The 16,902-nt window shown below is 53.5% G+C and carries 12 protein-coding genes and 7 tRNA genes; 17 read left to right on the forward strand and 2 right to left on the reverse strand.

What is annotated here, in order from left to right:
- Positions 1-164: 164 nt before the first annotated feature.
- Positions 165-2,189 (reverse strand): N-acetylglucosamine-specific PTS transporter subunit IIBC, encoded by a 2,025-nt coding sequence (gene nagE / locus F3J29_RS11405; protein WP_166866176.1) that lies wholly within the window; start codon positions 2,187-2,189, stop codon positions 165-167.
- 334 nt (positions 2,190-2,523) lie between these two features.
- Between nagE and nagB the strand changes: the two genes are divergently transcribed.
- The 12 genes from nagB to F3J29_RS11465 all read left to right on the forward strand — a co-directional run bounded on the left by nagB (position 2,524) and on the right by F3J29_RS11465 (position 9,781).
- Positions 2,524-3,324 (forward strand): glucosamine-6-phosphate deaminase, encoded by an 801-nt coding sequence (gene nagB / locus F3J29_RS11410; RefSeq protein ID WP_008456097.1) that lies wholly within the window; start codon positions 2,524-2,526, stop codon positions 3,322-3,324.
- 175 nt (positions 3,325-3,499) lie between these two features.
- Positions 3,500-4,648 carry an N-acetylglucosamine-6-phosphate deacetylase gene (nagA, locus tag F3J29_RS11415; RefSeq protein ID WP_166866178.1) on the forward strand — a complete coding sequence of 383 codons (1,149 nt, stop codon included), beginning with the start codon at positions 3,500-3,502 and terminating at the stop codon, positions 4,646-4,648.
- A 5-nt stretch (positions 4,649-4,653) separates the two neighbouring features.
- Positions 4,654-5,874, forward strand: a complete 1,221-nt coding sequence (gene nagC / locus F3J29_RS11420; RefSeq protein ID WP_166866179.1) for a DNA-binding transcriptional regulator NagC — start codon at positions 4,654-4,656, stop codon at positions 5,872-5,874.
- A 62-nt stretch (positions 5,875-5,936) separates the two neighbouring features.
- Positions 5,937-6,692: an HAD-IIA family hydrolase gene (locus F3J29_RS11425; protein ID WP_008456091.1), complete on the forward strand. Its 756-nt coding sequence runs from the start codon at positions 5,937-5,939 to the stop codon at positions 6,690-6,692.
- Between the two features lie 307 nt (positions 6,693-6,999).
- A complete protein-coding gene (asnB, locus tag F3J29_RS11430; RefSeq protein ID WP_166866181.1) occupies positions 7,000-8,661 on the forward strand; it encodes an asparagine synthase B in 1,662 nt (553 codons plus the stop codon).
- Between the two features lie 411 nt (positions 8,662-9,072).
- Positions 9,073-9,149, forward strand: a tRNA-Met gene (locus F3J29_RS11435).
- A 10-nt stretch (positions 9,150-9,159) separates the two neighbouring features.
- Positions 9,160-9,244, forward strand: a tRNA-Leu gene (locus F3J29_RS11440).
- Positions 9,245-9,266: 22 nt separating this feature from the next.
- Positions 9,267-9,341: transfer RNA gene (locus tag F3J29_RS11445), tRNA-Gln, on the forward strand.
- Between the two features lie 37 nt (positions 9,342-9,378).
- Positions 9,379-9,453, forward strand: a tRNA-Gln gene (locus tag F3J29_RS11450).
- Positions 9,454-9,474: 21 nt separating this feature from the next.
- Positions 9,475-9,551 (forward strand) — tRNA-Met (locus F3J29_RS11455).
- A gap of 45 nt (positions 9,552-9,596) precedes the next feature.
- A tRNA-Gln gene (locus F3J29_RS11460) sits at positions 9,597-9,671 on the forward strand.
- Between the two features lie 35 nt (positions 9,672-9,706).
- Positions 9,707-9,781, forward strand: a tRNA-Gln gene (locus tag F3J29_RS11465).
- Positions 9,782-9,869: 88 nt separating this feature from the next.
- On the opposite strand, the gene ubiF is transcribed toward F3J29_RS11465, so the two are convergent.
- A complete protein-coding gene (gene ubiF, locus F3J29_RS11470; protein WP_166866182.1) occupies positions 9,870-11,045 on the reverse strand; it encodes a 3-demethoxyubiquinol 3-hydroxylase in 1,176 nt (391 codons plus the stop codon).
- A 123-nt stretch (positions 11,046-11,168) separates the two neighbouring features.
- Between ubiF and miaB the strand changes: the two genes are divergently transcribed.
- The 5 genes from miaB to lnt all read left to right on the forward strand — a co-directional run bounded on the left by miaB (position 11,169) and on the right by lnt (position 16,856).
- Entirely contained in the window at positions 11,169-12,593 is a 1,425-nt protein-coding gene (gene miaB / locus F3J29_RS11475; RefSeq protein ID WP_039291175.1) for a tRNA (N6-isopentenyl adenosine(37)-C2)-methylthiotransferase MiaB, read from the forward strand.
- Between the two features lie 210 nt (positions 12,594-12,803).
- Positions 12,804-13,865 carry a PhoH family protein gene (locus F3J29_RS11480; protein WP_166866184.1) on the forward strand — a complete coding sequence of 354 codons (1,062 nt, stop codon included), beginning with the start codon at positions 12,804-12,806 and terminating at the stop codon, positions 13,863-13,865.
- The gene (ybeY, locus tag F3J29_RS11485) at positions 13,862-14,329 is read left to right on the forward strand and encodes an rRNA maturation RNase YbeY (protein ID WP_166866185.1); all 468 of its coding nucleotides are present in this window, start codon (positions 13,862-13,864) and stop codon (positions 14,327-14,329) included. The genes F3J29_RS11480 and ybeY overlap by 4 nt, the downstream gene beginning before the upstream one ends.
- Before the next feature lie 99 nt (positions 14,330-14,428).
- Complete coding sequence (gene corC, locus F3J29_RS11490) at positions 14,429-15,307, forward strand: CNNM family magnesium/cobalt transport protein CorC (protein WP_008456079.1); 879 nt, start codon at positions 14,429-14,431, stop codon at positions 15,305-15,307.
- 7 nt (positions 15,308-15,314) lie between these two features.
- Complete coding sequence (gene lnt, locus F3J29_RS11495) at positions 15,315-16,856, forward strand: apolipoprotein N-acyltransferase (protein ID WP_166866187.1); 1,542 nt, start codon at positions 15,315-15,317, stop codon at positions 16,854-16,856.
- Positions 16,857-16,902 lie beyond the last annotated feature (46 nt).

Here is a 16,902-nt window from a genome sequence, read left to right on the forward strand (position 1 = left end):
AGCGTGTACCTTAGTTAACGGCGTATGATCTAATAAGCGGCCTCGGGAAACAACCTTTAGTTGCATAAATTAGGGTTATCCATATTTGCCTGACGGCAGGCAATAAAAAAGCGGCTGACGATTTACGTCAGCCGCTTAAGGCACAAATGCTTACTCAGGAGCGATTATTTGCCTTTAATCTCATACAGTGGCGTTTGACCCGCAACCACCTGACCTTTCGCCTGGATAACCAGACCGCTGAAGTCATCAATGTTGCTGCAAACTACCGGGCTAATCATGGAGCGAGCGTTAGCGTTCAGGAAATCAAGATCCATTTCCAGAATCGGCTGGCCGGCAACCACTTCGGCTCCCTCTTCCACCAGACGCGTGAAGCCTTTGCCACCCAGAGCAACGGTATCGATGCCCATGTGAACCACAATTTCAGCGCCTTTTTCTGTTTCAAGGCAGAACGCGTGGTTGGTGTTGAAGATTTTCACGATAGTCCCGGCGGCTGGAGAAACCACGGTTTTATCCGTCGGCTTAACGGCCACGCCATCGCCTACGGCCTTGCTGGCGAAAGCTTCGTCAGGCACCTGGTCAAGCTCAACTACGTCGCCGGTTACCGGAGAAACCAGAGCAGCAACGACTGTGCTGGTCGCATTTGGTACAGCCTGAGGTTTAGCAGCAGGCGTCGGGGCTGCACCCGCAACTGGTGCGGCCGCTTCTACAGTGCCGGCAGTTTTCATTGCGTTAGCAATTTTTTCTGCAGCAAAGCCAACGATGATTTGTACGCTGGTTTTGTTCAGGCGAATCACGCCCGTTGCACCCAGACGCTTAGCCAGCGCTTCGTTTACGACGGAAGAGTCTTTCACGCTCAGACGCAGACGAGTGATACAGGCATCAATGCCGGTCAGGTTTGCAGAGCCGCCAACCGCAGAGATGTACTGACGAGCCAGGCCGGAAACGTCCTGATTCGCGTCACCGCTAACGTTCACATCCTGACCATCGGCTTCGTCACCGGCTACCGCCAGTTCACGGCCCGGCGTCAGCAGATTGAACTTGGTGATGGTGAAACGGAACACCACGTAGTAGATAACGAAGAACACCAGACCCTGAGGGATCAGCATCCACCAGTGGGTTGCCAGCGGGTTACGGGAAGAAAGCACCATATCCACCAGACCCGCAGAGAAGCCGAAGCCCGCAATCCAGTGCATGCTTGCTGCGATAAATACGGAGATACCGGTCAGCACTGCGTGAATCACGTACAGTACCGGAGCAACGAACATGAAGGAGAATTCCAGCGGCTCGGTGATACCGGTGAAGAACGCAGCGAAAGCAGCGGCCATCATGATACCGGCAACTTTTGCTTTGTTTTCAGGACGTGCGCAGTGGTAGATGGCCAGCGCTGCACCCGGCAGACCGAACATCATGATCGGGAAGAAGCCCGCCTGGTAGCGACCGGTGATACCGACAACCGCTTTGCCTGCTTCGATGGACTGAGCGCCACCCAGGAAGTTAGGAATGTCGTTAATCCCCGCAACGTCAAACCAGAACACGGAGTTCAGCGCGTGGTGCAGGCCAACCGGGATCAACAGACGGTTGAAGAAAGCGTAGATACCTGCGCCCGCAGAACCCAGCTTCTGAATGTGCTCCCCGAAGTTCACCAGACCGTCGAAGATCATTGGCCAGACGTACATCATGATGAAAGCAACGGCAATCATCACGAAGGAGGTCAGGATTGGCACCAGACGACGACCGCTGAAGAAGGAGAGCGCTTTCGGCAGCTCAACGCCGCTAAAGCGGTTATAGAGTTCTGCAGAAATGATACCCACCAGGATACCAACAAACTGGTTGCTGATTTTACCGAACGCCGCCGGAACTTGATCCGCCGGAATTTTCTGGATCATGGCAACCGCTGCTGGCGAGCAGAGGGTGGTCAGAACCAGGAAGCCAACAAAGCCGGTCAGTGCAGCGGCACCGTCTTTGTCTTTGGACATGCCGTAAGCGACGCCGATGGCGAACAACACGGACATGTTATCGATAATGGCGGAACCGGATTTAATGAAGAGCGCCGCTAACGCGTTGTCTCCACCCCAGCTGACTGGGTCAATCCAGTAACCAACCCCCATTAATATTGCTGCTGCTGGCAGTGTAGCCACCGGCACCATAAGTGCCCGGCCCACGCGCTGTAGATAACCTAGAATACTCACTTTATTCCCCCTATGAGACCCCGTTAAGGCTCGCTCAAGCAGTGTTTTTATTGTCTTACTTACATTGAATACACGGCGACGATTCACATCACACGGTGAAGTGTGAAAAAAATTAATTCGTACCGCAAATTAAACGCACCTTTTTTGTGATATTTATCACCAAATATCGCTTCAACCCTCCCCCTTCACTGGCTATCTCCGAAAACTTATTTTATGATTCAAAAAATCAAGGCGGATTGATCCCTGTTGGTTCAGTATAAAAGTGGTTTACCCTTATGCTTATCGAGATCGATTCAGCTAACCCTATTTTTACTCTTAAACTACGAGGTGAATGATGAGACTGATTCCCCTGGCTACCCCGGCACAAGTCGGCAAATGGGCAGCTCGCCATATTGTAAATCGCATTAATGCATTCAAACCGACCGCGGACCGCCCTTTTGTTCTGGGTCTGCCAACCGGCGGCACGCCGCTGGAAGCTTACAAAGCCCTGGTTGAGATGCATAAAGCAGGCCAGGTTAGCTTTAAGAACGTCGTCACGTTCAACATGGATGAATACGTCGGCCTGCCGAAAGAGCATCCGGAAAGTTATTATACTTTCATGCACCGCAACTTCTTTGATCACGTTGATATCCCAGCGGAAAACATCAACCTGCTGAACGGCAATGCGGAAGATGTTGACGCAGAATGCCGCCGTTACGAAGAGAAAATTCGCTCCTACGGCAAAATTCACCTGTTCATGGGCGGCGTGGGTAACGACGGCCACATTGCGTTCAACGAACCAGCGTCTTCTCTGGCTTCCCGCACCCGTATTAAAACCCTGACCCATGACACCCGCGTGGCAAACTCTCGCTTCTTCGGCGGCGACGTGACTCAGGTACCTAAATACGCCCTGACCGTTGGCGTGGGCACCCTGCTGGATGCAGAAGAAGTGATGATCCTGGTGCTGGGCGGCGTCAAAGCGCTGGCGCTGCAGGCGGCCGTGGAAGGCAACGTTAACCATATGTGGACTATCACCTGTCTGCAGCTGCATCCGAAGGCTGTGATCGTGTGTGACGAGCCGTCCACCATGGAGCTGAAGGTGAAAACGTTGAAATATTTCAACGAGCTGGAAGCAGAAAACATCAAAGGCCTTTAAGGCCCGCTCGGCTACTGATGCGCCTCAAACGGCAACCGCTGAGGGCGTCAGTAGTCCAGGAAAATCAATGCATTGATTTCCTACAGTCAGTCATAAAGAGGAAGGTGTTTAGACTTTTCCTCTTTATTAGCGATCTTACAGTCTTAAAGCACGACGTTATTACCGGGGGTAGGATATGTATGCATTAATCCACGGTCGGATTTATACCGGCCACGAAATTCTGGATGACCACGCGGTAGTCATTGCCGATGGCCTGATTGAGCGCGTTTGCCCTGTTGGTGCACTGCCAGCAGGTATCGAAACGCGCGATGTGGGCGGTGCCGTCATTGCCCCCGGCTTTATTGATGTACAGTTGAACGGCTGCGGCGGCGTACAGTTTAACGATACTGCAGAAGCCGTTTCTGTTGAAACGCTGGAAATCATGCAGAAAGCGAACGAACGCTCAGGCTGCACCAGTTACCTGCCAACGCTTATCACCACCAGCGACGAGCTGATGATGCAGGGCGTGAAAGTCATGCGTGACTATCTGGCGAAGTACAGCCATCAGGCGCTGGGCTTACACCTTGAAGGACCGTGGCTCAACATCGTGAAGAAAGGGACGCATAATCCAGGCTTCGTCCGTCAACCGGATGCAAAGCTGGTTGATTTCCTGTGCCAAAATGCAGATGTGATCACAAAAATCACCCTCGCACCTGAAATGGTTGAGCCAGAAGTCATTCAGAAACTGGTGGCAGCAGGCATCATCGTTTCTGCCGGTCATTCCAATGCAACGATTAAAGAAGCCAAAATTGGCTTCCGCGCAGGGATCACCTTCGCAACCCACCTTTTCAACGCGATGCCATATATTACCGGCCGTGAACCTGGCCTTGCGGGCGCAATTTTTGATGAAGCCGACGTTTACTGTGGCATCATTGCTGATGGTTTACATGTGGATTATGCGAACATCCGCACCGCAAAACGTGTGAAGGGCGATAAACTGTGCCTGGTTACCGACGCAACCGCCCCGGCAGGTGCCAACATCGATCAGTTCATTTTTGCTGGCAAAACAATATACTACCGTGACGGTCTGTGCGTAGATGAGAACGGTACGCTGAGCGGGTCTGCACTGACCATGATTCAAGGCGTTCGCAATTTGGTGGAACACGCGGCCATCGCCCTGGATGAAGTCCTGCGCATGGCAACGCTCTACCCTGCTCGCGCCATGGGCGTGGACAAGCACCTGGGGGCAATTGAAGCCGGTAAAGTGGCCAACCTCACCGTGTTTAACCGCGACTATAAAATTATCAAGACCATCGTTAATGGTAACGAGGTCGTAACTGAGTAAATAGCATGACGACTGGCGGACAAGCCCAAATTGGTAACGTTGACCTGGTAAAACAGCTGAATAGCGCGGCGGTCTACCGCCTGATCGATCAGCACGGTCCCATCTCGCGCATCCAGATTGCCGAACAAAGCCAGCTTGCGCCCGCCAGCGTCACAAAAATTACTCGCCAGCTTATTGAGCGCGGCCTGATCAAAGAAGTCGATCAGCAGGCCTCCACCGGCGGCCGCCGCGCTATCTCTATTACGACTGAAACACGTAACTTCCATGCCATTGGCGTCCGCCTTGGGCGCCACGATGCCACTATCACCCTGTTCGACCTGAGCGCGAAATCTATCGCCGAAGAGCACTATCCGCTGCCGGAACGCACGCAGGAAACGCTCGAGCATGCGCTGCTCAACGCCATCAGCCACTTTATCGAAACCTGGCAGCGTAAAACCCGCGAACTTATCGCTATTTCGGTCATCCTGCCAGGGCTGGTTGACCCCGAAAGCGGCGTGATCCGCTATATGCCGCACATCGCCGTCAACAACTGGGCGCTGGTCGACAGCCTGGAAAAACGTTTCAACGTGACCTGTTTTGTCGGCCATGACATTCGCAGCCTTGCGCTGGCCGAGCACTACTTCGGTGCAACTCACGATTGCGAAGACTCTATTTTGGTGCGCGTTCACCGCGGCACCGGGGCGGGTATCCTGTCAAACGGGCGGATTTTTATCGGCCGCAACGGGAACGTGGGTGAGATTGGCCACATTCAGGTAGATCCGCTGGGCGAGCGCTGCCACTGCGGTAACTTTGGCTGCCTGGAAACCATTGCCGCAAACGCCGCCATTGAAAAACGCGTCCGCCATTTGCTGGAACAAGGCTACAACAGCCGCCTGACGCTGGAAGATTGCAGTATTCAGGCCATCTGCAAAGCGGCCAATAAAGGCGATGCGCTGGCCTGTGAAGTCCTGGAACACGTTGGTCGCCATCTGGGAAAAGCCATCTCCATCGCTATTAACCTGTTTAACCCGCAAAAGGTCGTCCTTGCCGGCGAAATAATTGAAGCCGAAAAGGTGCTGCTGCCGGCCATCGAAGGCTGCATCAACACTCAGGTATTAAACGCCTTCCGTAAGAACTTGCCTATTGTCTGCTCCAGGCTGGACGATCGCTCAGCCATCGGGGCCTTTGCGCTGGTTAAGCGCTCAATGCTAAACGGCGTCTTACTTCAGCATTTGCTGGAAAGTTAATGCTGCCCAGGCAGCATTTTACGCTATAGTTACCGACTTCATTCCGTGAGCCAGAGTTGTTAATGACCACCATCCAGAACGTAATTTGTGATATCGATGGCGTGCTGATGCACGACAACGTCGCCGTGCCGGGCGCTAATGAATTTCTGGCACGTATTCTTGAAAAAGAAATGCCGCTGGTGCTGCTGACCAACTACCCTTCCCAGACCAGCCAGGATCTTGCCAACCGCTTTGCCTCCGCGGGCATCGACGTGCCGGAGAGCGTGTTTTACACCTCGGCCATGGCCACGGCCGATTTCCTGCGTCGTCAGGAAGGCAAGAAAGCCTACGTCGTCGGTGAAGGGGCGCTGATTCACGAGCTCTACAAAGCTGGATTTACTATTACCGACATCAATCCTGACTTTGTCATCGTCGGTGAAACTCGCTCCTTTAACTGGGAAATGATGCATAAAGCCGCTTACTTCGTGGCAAACGGGGCACGTTTCATTGCCACCAACCCTGACAGCCACGGTCACGGATTTAGCCCGGCCTGCGGCGCGCTTTGCGCTGGCATTGAGAAAATCTCCGGGCGCGAGCCGTTTTATGTCGGCAAACCAAGCCCGTGGATTATCCGCGCGGCGCTTAACAAAATGCAGGCACATTCCGAGCAAACCGTCATCGTGGGCGATAACCTGCGGACGGATATTCTCGCGGGCTTCCAGGCCGGCCTTGAAACCATCCTTGTGCTGTCTGGCGTCTCCAGCCTGAACAACGTTGACGATATGCCCTTCAGGCCGAGCTGGATTTACCCCTCTGTGGCTGAAATCGATATCTTCTAATTCAGAATGCCGGCACGCAGCCGGCATTTTTATATCGATAAAAAATCGCCGCGTAGCAGAAGCAAACCTCAGTACAAATTGTTAAAAATTGACGATCCGTTAATTTTAACGCCAAAAACATCATCATTTTTCATCAATCAGCAATCCTCACTGCACTATTTATTAGCTGAAAGCTAAAAGCCTTGCATTCCCTTCAGCGATTGAGCATTTTCATTACTAAGCAACGCAGCAAAGCCGCAGTAAAAGCAAAAATCGGCAACGCAGCACCACAACTCAAATCGCTCAGGCAAGTGTACGGAGAAGTTATATGTGTTCTATCTTTGGCGTTCTGGATATCAAAACTGATGCAGTTGAATTGCGCAAAAAAGCGCTGGAATTATCGCGCCTGATGCGCCACCGTGGCCCGGACTGGTCAGGTGTTTACGCCAGCGATAAAGCGATTCTTGTGCACGAACGTCTGTCCATCGTTGACGTCAACGCGGGCGCTCAGCCGTTGTACAACACCGAAAAAACTCATGCCCTGGCGGTTAACGGCGAAATCTACAACCACCAGGCTCTGCGCGCCGAATACGGCGACCGCTATACCTTCCAGACCGGTTCAGACTGTGAAGTCATCCTGGCGCTCTATCAGGAAAAAGGCCCTGACTTCCTTGATGACCTGCAGGGGATGTTCGCCTTCGCACTTTACGACAGCGAGAAAGACGCTTACCTGATTGGCCGCGATCACATCGGCATTATCCCGCTGTATATGGGCCACGATGAACACGGCAACATGTATGTTGCTTCAGAAATGAAAGCCCTTGTACCGGTTTGCCGCACCATCAAAGAGTTCCCGGCGGGCAGCTACCTGTGGAGTAAAGACGGCGAAATTCGCAGCTACTATCAGCGCGACTGGTTCAGCTACGAAGAAGTAAAAGATAACGTCACGGATAAAAATGCGCTGCGTCAGGCGCTGGAAGATTCCGTGAAAAGCCACCTGATGTCCGACGTACCTTATGGCGTTCTGTTGTCCGGCGGGCTGGACTCTTCCGTGATTTCCGCGATCACCAAGAAATTTGCCGCGCGCCGCGTGGAAGATGAAGAACGCAGCGAAGCCTGGTGGCCGCAGCTGCACTCTTTCGCCGTCGGTCTGGAAGGTTCTCCTGACCTGAAAGCTGCGCAGGAAGTCGCTAACCACCTGGGCACAGTTCACCACGAGATCCATTTCACCGTGCAGGAAGGCCTGGATGCGATCCGCGATGTTATCTATCACATTGAAACTTACGATGTGACAACGATCCGCGCTTCAACCCCGATGTACCTGATGTCGCGTAAAATCAAAGCGATGGGCATCAAAATGGTGTTGTCCGGGGAAGGCTCTGATGAGGTCTTCGGCGGTTATCTGTACTTCCACAAAGCGCCAAACGCCAAAGAGCTGCATGAGGAAACCGTGCGTAAACTGCAGGCGCTGCACATGTTTGACTGCGCCCGCGCCAACAAGGCGATGTCTGCCTGGGGCGTTGAAGCCCGCGTCCCGTTCCTGGATAAAAAATTCCTCGACGTGGCGATGCGCATCAACCCGCAGGATAAAATGTGCGGCAACGGTAAAATGGAGAAGCATGTCCTGCGCGAGTGCTTCGAATCCTACCTGCCGGCAAGCGTGGCGTGGCGCCAGAAAGAGCAGTTCTCTGATGGCGTAGGCTACAGCTGGATTGATACGCTGAAAGAAGTGGCCGCTGAACAGATTAGCGACCAGCAGTTGGCCACCGCCGCCTACCGCTTCCCATACAACACGCCGGGCTCGAAAGAAGCCTATTTGTACCGCGAAATATTCGAAGAGCTGTTCCCGCTGCAGAGCGCGGCTGAATGCGTACCGGGCGGCCCGTCAGTGGCCTGCTCTTCTGCAAAAGCGATCGAATGGGATGAGTCGTTCAAAACCATGAACGATCCATCAGGACGCGCGGTAGGTGTGCACCAGGCCGCGTATTAATCGCTGATTTAGCTTAAAACAACGGGCCTCATGACTCGTTGAAGTTACTGACAAAGAAGGGAAAACCACGCTTTTCCCTCTTTGTGGTGAGCAGCCGAAAATCAACGAATTGATTTTCCTTTTTTTAAAGATATGCGGTCTGGTATTTTCTCTCTCATCAGAGCGTTGCCAGCCGTCTGAACGGGCCTTAGGGCCCGTTGTTGTTTCTGTATTCCTGTCGCGGCTTTATCCCTGTTTTTAAGCGGAATTAAAAACAAAAACGTGCGTTATTGTCGATATTTCAAGCAAGCTGTTCGCAAGTCATTCAAACGAGCATTCTGAGCGGATTTTCGGGAAAAAACTAGTTGACGCTGTAGAGTCAACTCAGCATAATGCGCCCCGCAACGCCGATAAGGTAGCGCGTAAAAAGATGGCTACGTAGCTCAGCTGGTTAGAGCACATCACTCATAATGATGGGGTCACAGGTTCGAATCCCGTCGTAGCCACCATCTTTTTTATGCGGGAGTGGCGAAATTGGTAGACGCACCAGATTTAGGTTCTGGCGCCGCAAGGTGTGCGAGTTCAAGTCTCGCCTCCCGCACCATTTATCTTTCGCGTTGCACGGATGGGGTATCGCCAAGCGGTAAGGCACCGGTTTTTGATACCGGCATTCCCTGGTTCGAATCCAGGTACCCCAGCCATTATTTTTCGATACATGCGGTTCACCGCGACGGTTATTGGGGTATCGCCAAGCGGTAAGGCACCGGTTTTTGATACCGGCATTCCCTGGTTCGAATCCAGGTACCCCAGCCATCGGAAAATATGATAAGGTCTGGCTACGTAGCTCAGCTGGTTAGAGCACATCACTCATAATGATGGGGTCACAGGTTCGAATCCCGTCGTAGCCACCATACAAAGGAATTATTGATTAACTTCGGTAAATCCAAAAAAATTGTTGGGGTATCGCCAAGCGGTAAGGCTCTGGTTTCTGATACCAGCATTCCGAGGTTCGAATCCTCGTACCCCAGCCAATTTTAAAGTCGTTAAGCAGTCTGTTTAACGCAATTGGGGTGTCGCCAAGCGGTAAGGCTCTGGTTTCTGATACCAGCATTCCGGGGTTCGAATCCCTGCACCCCAGCCACACAATGAAAAGCCCGCGCAAGCGGGCTTTTTGCTATCTGAAATTTAGTCTGTATGAGCAGAGCGGTTAACCGCCCTGCGCGTCTTAACTATAATCCCAGAGCGTATTTCAGCGCTTTACGCTTCAGGCCACCGGCTCTTTCCGCCGCCATCAGCCCAATATTTCGCACCACGCGCAGCGGCCCCAGGTTATTGCTAAACCCCGCATAGAACAGATCCATTCCGCTCTGCATCAGGAAATTATCCGCCTGACGGCGCCGCTGATAACGTTTCAGGATAGCTTCGCTCGACCAGTCCTCGGCGTGGCTACGGGCATTGATCAGAACATCAAGCAAAGCATCCACGTCGCGATACCCCAGGTTAACGCCCTGCCCCGCCAAAGGGTGAATCGTATGCGCCGCGTCCCCTATCAGCGCCAGCCCCGGCTGGACGTACTGCAAAGCGTGTCGACGAGTCAGCGGAAATGCCCCACTGGCAACCGGCGTAACCGCCCCGAGTCGCTGAGGGAAAGCGGCCGTAATCGCTTTTTGCAGCTGCGGCATGTTCATTCCCTGCAGTTGCCGAATACGCGCCGGCGTGTCATACCAAACCAGGGAGGCCCAGTTATCGAACAGCGGCAGGAAAGCGTGCGGCCCTGTCGGCGTGAAATGCTGCCAGGTGCTGTCCCCCGGCTCAAACTCGCATTTAACGGTAATCAGCATACAGGCCTGACGATACTGCCAGGCATGCACACCGATCCCCGCCCATTTTCTGATCTGGGAATTGGCGCCATCCGCGCCAATCACCATTGCCGCATTGAGTGAGCCGCCGTCTTCTAACTCGAGCGCCCAATTAGCGGCCTGGCGATGGATTCGCTGCAGCCTCGCCGGACAACGCAAAGAGATATTCGGATGCGCCTCAAGCGCTTGCCAAAGCACACGCTGCAGCACGTTATTTTCTACCATGAAACCCAGCTCGGGTAAGCCCAGTTCTTCGGCATCAAAGCCAACGTGTGCGCTCGCCCATTCCCAGGTTTCCAGACGACGATAAGGATGCGCCCGCATGGCTAAAACGCTGTCCCAGACGCCAAGAGACTTGAGCAGGCCAACCGATGCGCTGCTGATGGCAGAAATGCGGACATCCGGCTGGCTACCTGGAACAAAAGCTTCAGGTGCCTGGTGTTCAATCACCGCCACACTAAAACCGTGCTGCGCCAGCCCCAGCGCTGCCGCAGCGCCGACCATACCGCCGCCAACAACGGCTACTTCAATTGGTTGATTTACCATAAGTCTCTTTCCTTCATTCATCTTTGCTGATTCTACTGGCTTTTCCCAGGCTGGTCACATCCATAGCAAAGCATTACACTATCCGGCTTAATTCCTGACTTCACCTTGAGCAATGGCAAGTCGATGACAAAAAAACTCCATATAAAAACCTGGGGCTGCCAGATGAACGAATACGATTCATCGAAAATGGCCGACCTGCTGGACAGCACCCACGGCTTTACGCTGACCGATAACGCGAATGAAGCGGACGTTCTGCTGCTGAACACTTGTTCTATTCGCGAAAAAGCACAGGAAAAGGTGTTTCACCTGCTGGGGCGCTGGAAGCATATCAAAGCCAAACGTCCGGACGTGATCATTGGCGTCGGCGGCTGCGTTGCCTCTCAGGAAGGGAAGAAAATACGCCAGCGGGCGCACTATGTAGATATCGTCTTTGGGCCGCAAACCCTGCACCGCCTGCCGGAGATGATCAACCAGGTTCGCGGCACACGCAGTCCGGTGGTGGACGTCAGCTTCCCGGAAATCGAAAAATTTGACCGGCTGCCTGAGCCGAAAGCCGAAGGCCCGACTGCCTACGTTTCCATCATGGAAGGCTGCAACAAATATTGCACCTACTGCGTAGTACCGTACACCCGAGGCGAAGAAGTGAGTCGCCCTTGCGACGATATTCTGTTTGAAATCGCTCAACTGGCAGAACAGGGCGTGCGTGAAGTCAACCTGCTCGGGCAAAACGTTAACGCATACCGCGGAGCGGCCTATGACGGCGGCATCTGCTCGTTTGCCGAACTCCTGCGCCTGGTTGCGGCGATTGACGGTATCGACCGTATTCGCTTCACCACCAGCCACCCTATCGAATTTACAGACGATATTATCGAAGTGTATCGCGATACGCCGGAGCTGGTGAGTTTCCTGCACCTGCCTATTCAAAGCGGCGCTGACCGTGTGCTGAATATGATGGGCCGTACACATACCGCGCTGGAGTATAAATCGACTATTCGCAAGCTGCGCGCGGCGCGCCCGGATATTCAGATCAGTTCAGACTTTATCGTTGGCTTCCCGGGTGAAACCAGCCAGGACTTCGAACAAACCATGAAGCTGATTGCTGACGTCAACTTTGACACCAGCTTTAGCTTCATCTTTTCTGCTCGTCCGGGCACTCCGGCGGCCGACATGGTTGACGACGTGCCGGAAGAAGAGAAAAAACAGCGCCTTTATATCCTGCAGGACCGTATTAACCAGCAGGTAATGGAATGGAGCCGTAAAATGCTGGGCACGGTGCAGCGCATTCTGGTGGAAGGGACTTCGCGTAAAAGCATTATGCAGCTGTCCGGCCGCACGGAAAATAACCGTGTGGTGAACTTCGAAGGGACGCCGGATATGGTAGGGAAATTCGTGGATGTTGAAATCACCGAAGTCCTGACAAACTCCCTGCGCGCGAAGCTGGTACGCACAGAAAGCGAGATGGGCCTGCGTATTGCTGAAACCCCGGCTTCCGTTATTGCTCGTACCCGCAAAGAGAATGAAATTGGCGTGGGGACTTACCAGCCTTAATTCTCTCCACGGCCTGCCGGAACGCTAATTCCACGTCCCGACAGGCTGTCTCATTGTTTGCACTTGCATTCTGAAGGCATAACCCAAATATCAATTGTGACGCTTGCGCCATCACGCTGCGGGATAAATAATTTCCCTGTAGCCGAACCGTATTTTCGGCTACGCGAGACCGTTTACTCTAACTGGCCCCGAGTGACCCAGAGGATAAGTTTGAATATCGAAACACGTGAATTAACGCTGGAACCGGCGGATAACGCCCGTCTGCTTAGTCTGTGCGGCCCTTTTGATGACAACATCAAACAGCTGGAACGCCGACTGGGGATTGAAATCAACCGTCGTGACAATCACTTCAGGCTCACCGGTCGTGAGCTTTCCGTTAACGCCGCGGCGGATATTCTGCGCCATCTGTACGTAGACACCGCGCCAATGCGCGGCCAAAGCCAGGATATCGACCCGGAGCAAATTCATCTGGCGATTAAAGAGAGCCGGGTGCTTGAGCAAACGGCCGACAGCGTGCCGGACTACGGTAAAGCTATCCATATTAAAACCAAGCGTGGCGTTATTAAGCCGCGTACGCCTAATCAGGCGCAGTACATCGCGAATATTCTCGACCACGACATCACTTTCGGCATTGGGCCGGCAGGGACAGGGAAAACCTATCTTGCCGTTGCCGCCGCGGTTGATGCGCTGGAACGCCAGGAGATCCGCCGGATTCTGCTGACTCGTCCGGCGGTTGAAGCGGGTGAAAAACTGGGCTTCCTGCCTGGCGATTTAAGCCAGAAGGTTGACCCGTACCTGCGTCCGCTTTACGACGCCCTGTTTGAAATGCTGGGCTTCGAGAAAGTCGAAAAGCTGATTGAGCGCAACGTTATCGAAGTGGCACCGCTCGCCTACATGCGCGGCCGTACCCTGAACGATGCCTTTGTCATTCTCGATGAAAGCCAGAACACCACCACGGAACAGATGAAAATGTTCCTGACCCGTATTGGCTTTAACTCCAAAGCGGTCATCACCGGCGACGTGACGCAAATTGACCTGCCACGCAACCTGAAATCAGGCCTACGTCATGCTATCGACGTCCTGGCCGAGGTGGATGAAATCAGCTTCAACTTCCTTAACAGCGAAGACGTGGTGCGCCACCCGGTTGTGGCCCGCATCGTTAACGCCTATGAAGCCTGGGAAACCGCCGATCAAAAACGCAAAGACGAGCTTGCCGCCGAGCGTAAACGTGAAGCCCTTGCCCTGCAGGCTACCGCTCAGGAGAGCAAATGAGTCAGGTTATTTTAGATTTACAGGTTGCCTGCGAAGCAGAAGGCGGTCTGCCGGATGAAGCACAAATTCAGCGCTGGCTGGATGCGGTTATTCCTCAGTTTCAGCCAGAGTCCGAGGTCACCGTTCGCCTGGTAGACGAAGCCGAGAGCCACGACCTGAACCTGACCTATCGCGGAAAAGATAAGCCCACTAACGTGCTCTCTTTTCCGTTTGAAGCCCCGCCGGGGATCGAACTTCCGCTGCTGGGCGATCTGATCATCTGCCGTCAGGTGGTTGAGCAGGAAGCCAAAGAACAAGAGAAGCCGCTGGAGGCTCACTGGGCACATATGGTTGTACACGGGAGCCTGCATCTGCTCGGTTACGACCACATTGAAGACGATGAAGCCGAAGAGATGGAAGCGCTGGAAACAGAGATAATGCTTGCTCTTGGGTATGCCGATCCGTACATTGCCGAGAAAGAGTAGTCGGCTCAGGGCTTTCCCTTTGCCGCAATTAAGCGCAGGCAGCGCACCATCAGGCTGCCTGTTAGTATTTGATTTATATGAGGCCTTAAACCTAACGCCATGAGCGACGACAATTCACAGAATAGTGACACGCCGGAAGCCAAAAAGGGATTCTTCTCCCTCATCCTCAACCAGCTGTTTCACGGTGAACCGAAAAACCGTGACGATCTGCTGACGCTTATTCGTGATTCTGAGCAAAACTCTCTGATAGACCAGGATACCCGTGACATGCTCGAAGGGGTGATGGATATCGCCGACCAGCGCGTCCGCGACATCATGATCCCGCGTTCACAGATGGTCACGCTCAAACACAACCAGACCCTGGACGAGTGCCTCGATGTCATTATCGATTCCGCTCACTCCCGTTTCCCGGTAATAAGCGAAGATAAAGATCACATCGAAGGGATTTTGATGGCAAAAGATCTGCTGCCGTTTATGCGCAGCGATTCTGAGCCTTTCAGCATGGAAAAAGTGTTACGTCAGGTGGTTGTCGTGCCTGAAAGCAAGCGGGTTGACCGCATGCTGAAAGAGTTTCGTCAGCAGCGCTATCATATGGCGATTGTCATTGATGAATTTGGCGGTGTTTCAGGTCTCGTGACTATCGAAGATATTCTCGAACTGATTGTCGGGGAAATCGAAGACGAGTACGACGACGAGGAAGACGGCGATTTCCGCCAGCTGAGCCGCCATACGTGGACGGTGCGCGCCCTCGCCTCTATTGAAGACTTCAACGAAACCTTCGACACGCACTTTAGCGATGAAGAAGTCGACACCATCGGTGGCCTGGTAATGCAAGCCTTTGGGCACCTGCCGGCCCGTGGCGAAACCATTGAAATAGATGGTTACCAGTTCAAAGTCGCCATGGCCGATAGCCGTCGTATTATTCAGGTTCATGTCAGAATTCCGGACGACTCGCCGCAACCTAAACTGGACGAATAACTCAGCTATGGCTATAGCTCAACTTCTACAACGCCAGCGCATTCGCCTGCTGCTGGCGCTTTTCTTTGGGGCCTGCGGAACGCTGGCCTTTTCCCCATATGATTTCTGGCCTGCAGCCATTGTTTCTCTTGCTGGCTTACAGGGCCTGACGCTAACCCGTCGCCCGGTACAAAGCGCCGCGATTGGCTTCTTCTGGGGGCTGGGGCTGTTCGGCAGCGGGGTCAACTGGGTCTATGTCAGCATCGCACAGTTCGGCGGTATGCCGGGCCCGGTGAACGTGTTCCTGGTGGTTCTGCTGGCCGCTTATCTGTCGCTCTACACCGGTTTGTTTGCCGGCATTCTCAGCAAGCTATGGCCGAAAACAACGTGGTGGCGCGTGGCTATTGCCGCCCCGGTCGTCTGGCAAATTACCGAATTCCTGCGCGGCTGGGTGTTAACCGGCTTCCCGTGGCTGCAGTTTGGCTACAGCCAAATCAATGGCCCACTAAAAGGCATAGCCCCGATTTTGGGGGTCGACACGATTACGTTCCTGCTGATGATTATCAGTGGCCTTCTGGTTTACGCCTTGCAGGCACGGAAATGGGTTCCTGCCCTGGTTTCTGCGGCTTTACTGCTGTTGCCCTGGCCACTGCGCAATATTCAGTGGTTCCAGCCCCTGCCAGAGCGTTCCGTAGATGTGGCAATGGTGCAAGGTAACATTCCCCAGTCCCTGAAGTGGAATGAAAGCCAGCTGCTGGACACGCTGAAAATTTATCTGGATAAAACAGAGCCAGAGATGGGCAAAGCCAAGATTATCATCTGGCCGGAATCGGCTATCTCCGACCTGGAAATAAATCAGCAGCAGTTCCTGACCATGATGGATGATCTGCTGCGGGCAAAGCACAGCTCATTAATTACCGGTATCGTTGACGCGCGTCTGAACAAGCAAAACCGGTACGACACCTACAACACCATTATCACACTTGGTGAAGGTAGCCCTTACAGCTACACCAGCAGTAATCGCTACAATAAAAACCACCTTGTGCCATTCGGTGAGTTTGTACCGCTTGAATCGATTTTGCGTCCACTGGCCCCGTTCTTCGATCTGCCCATGTCATCGTTCAGCCGTGGGCCCTACGTGCAGCCGCAGCTGCTCTCTAACGGCGTTAAGCTGACGGCGGCAATCTGCTACGAAATCATCCTGGGGGAACAAGTACGGGATAATTTCCGGCCAGACACTGACTTCCTGCTGACTATCTCCAACGATGCCTGGTTCGGTAAATCCATCGGCCCATGGCAGCACCTGCAAATGGCGCGTATGCGCTCGCTGGAACTGGGGCGGCCTTTGCTGCGCAGCACTAACAACGGCGTAACTGCCGTGGTCAACGCCGAAGGTGAGATCACTAACATCATTCCGCAGTTCACTCGCGAAGTGCTGGAAGCGAAAGTCACACCTACCACTGGCTTAACGCCTTATGCACGCTTCGGCTTCTGGCCGCTGTGGGTGGTGACCGCTTTATTCGGTTTCACCGCCCTGGTGATAAACCTGCGTAACCGCAGCAAAAAGTAGCACATCCTTCTCGCTCATAGAGGCCGGCAAATTTGCTGGCCTTTTT

Origin of the sequence: Enterobacter sp. Cy-643 (genome assembly GCF_011752815.1) — a bacterium.
In the GTDB taxonomy this organism is placed as follows: domain Bacteria; phylum Pseudomonadota; class Gammaproteobacteria; order Enterobacterales; family Enterobacteriaceae; genus Cedecea.

Coding starts and splice junctions, on each gene's coding strand:
- nagC (WP_166866179.1), top strand. CDS start 4,654: ATGACGACTGGCGGACAAGCCCAAATTGGTAACGTTGACCTGGTAAAA.
- F3J29_RS11425 (WP_008456091.1), top strand. CDS start 5,937: ATGACCACCATCCAGAACGTAATTTGTGATATCGATGGCGTGCTGATG.
- asnB (WP_166866181.1), top strand. CDS start 7,000: ATGTGTTCTATCTTTGGCGTTCTGGATATCAAAACTGATGCAGTTGAA.
- corC (WP_008456079.1), top strand. CDS start 14,429: ATGAGCGACGACAATTCACAGAATAGTGACACGCCGGAAGCCAAAAAG.
- nagA (WP_166866178.1), top strand. CDS start 3,500: ATGTATGCATTAATCCACGGTCGGATTTATACCGGCCACGAAATTCTG.
- nagB (WP_008456097.1), top strand. CDS start 2,524: ATGAGACTGATTCCCCTGGCTACCCCGGCACAAGTCGGCAAATGGGCA.
- miaB (WP_039291175.1), top strand. CDS start 11,169: ATGACAAAAAAACTCCATATAAAAACCTGGGGCTGCCAGATGAACGAA.
- ybeY (WP_166866185.1), top strand. CDS start 13,862: ATGAGTCAGGTTATTTTAGATTTACAGGTTGCCTGCGAAGCAGAAGGC.
- ubiF (WP_166866182.1), bottom strand. CDS start 11,045: ATGGTAAATCAACCAATTGAAGTAGCCGTTGTTGGCGGCGGTATGGTC.
- lnt (WP_166866187.1), top strand. CDS start 15,315: ATGGCTATAGCTCAACTTCTACAACGCCAGCGCATTCGCCTGCTGCTG.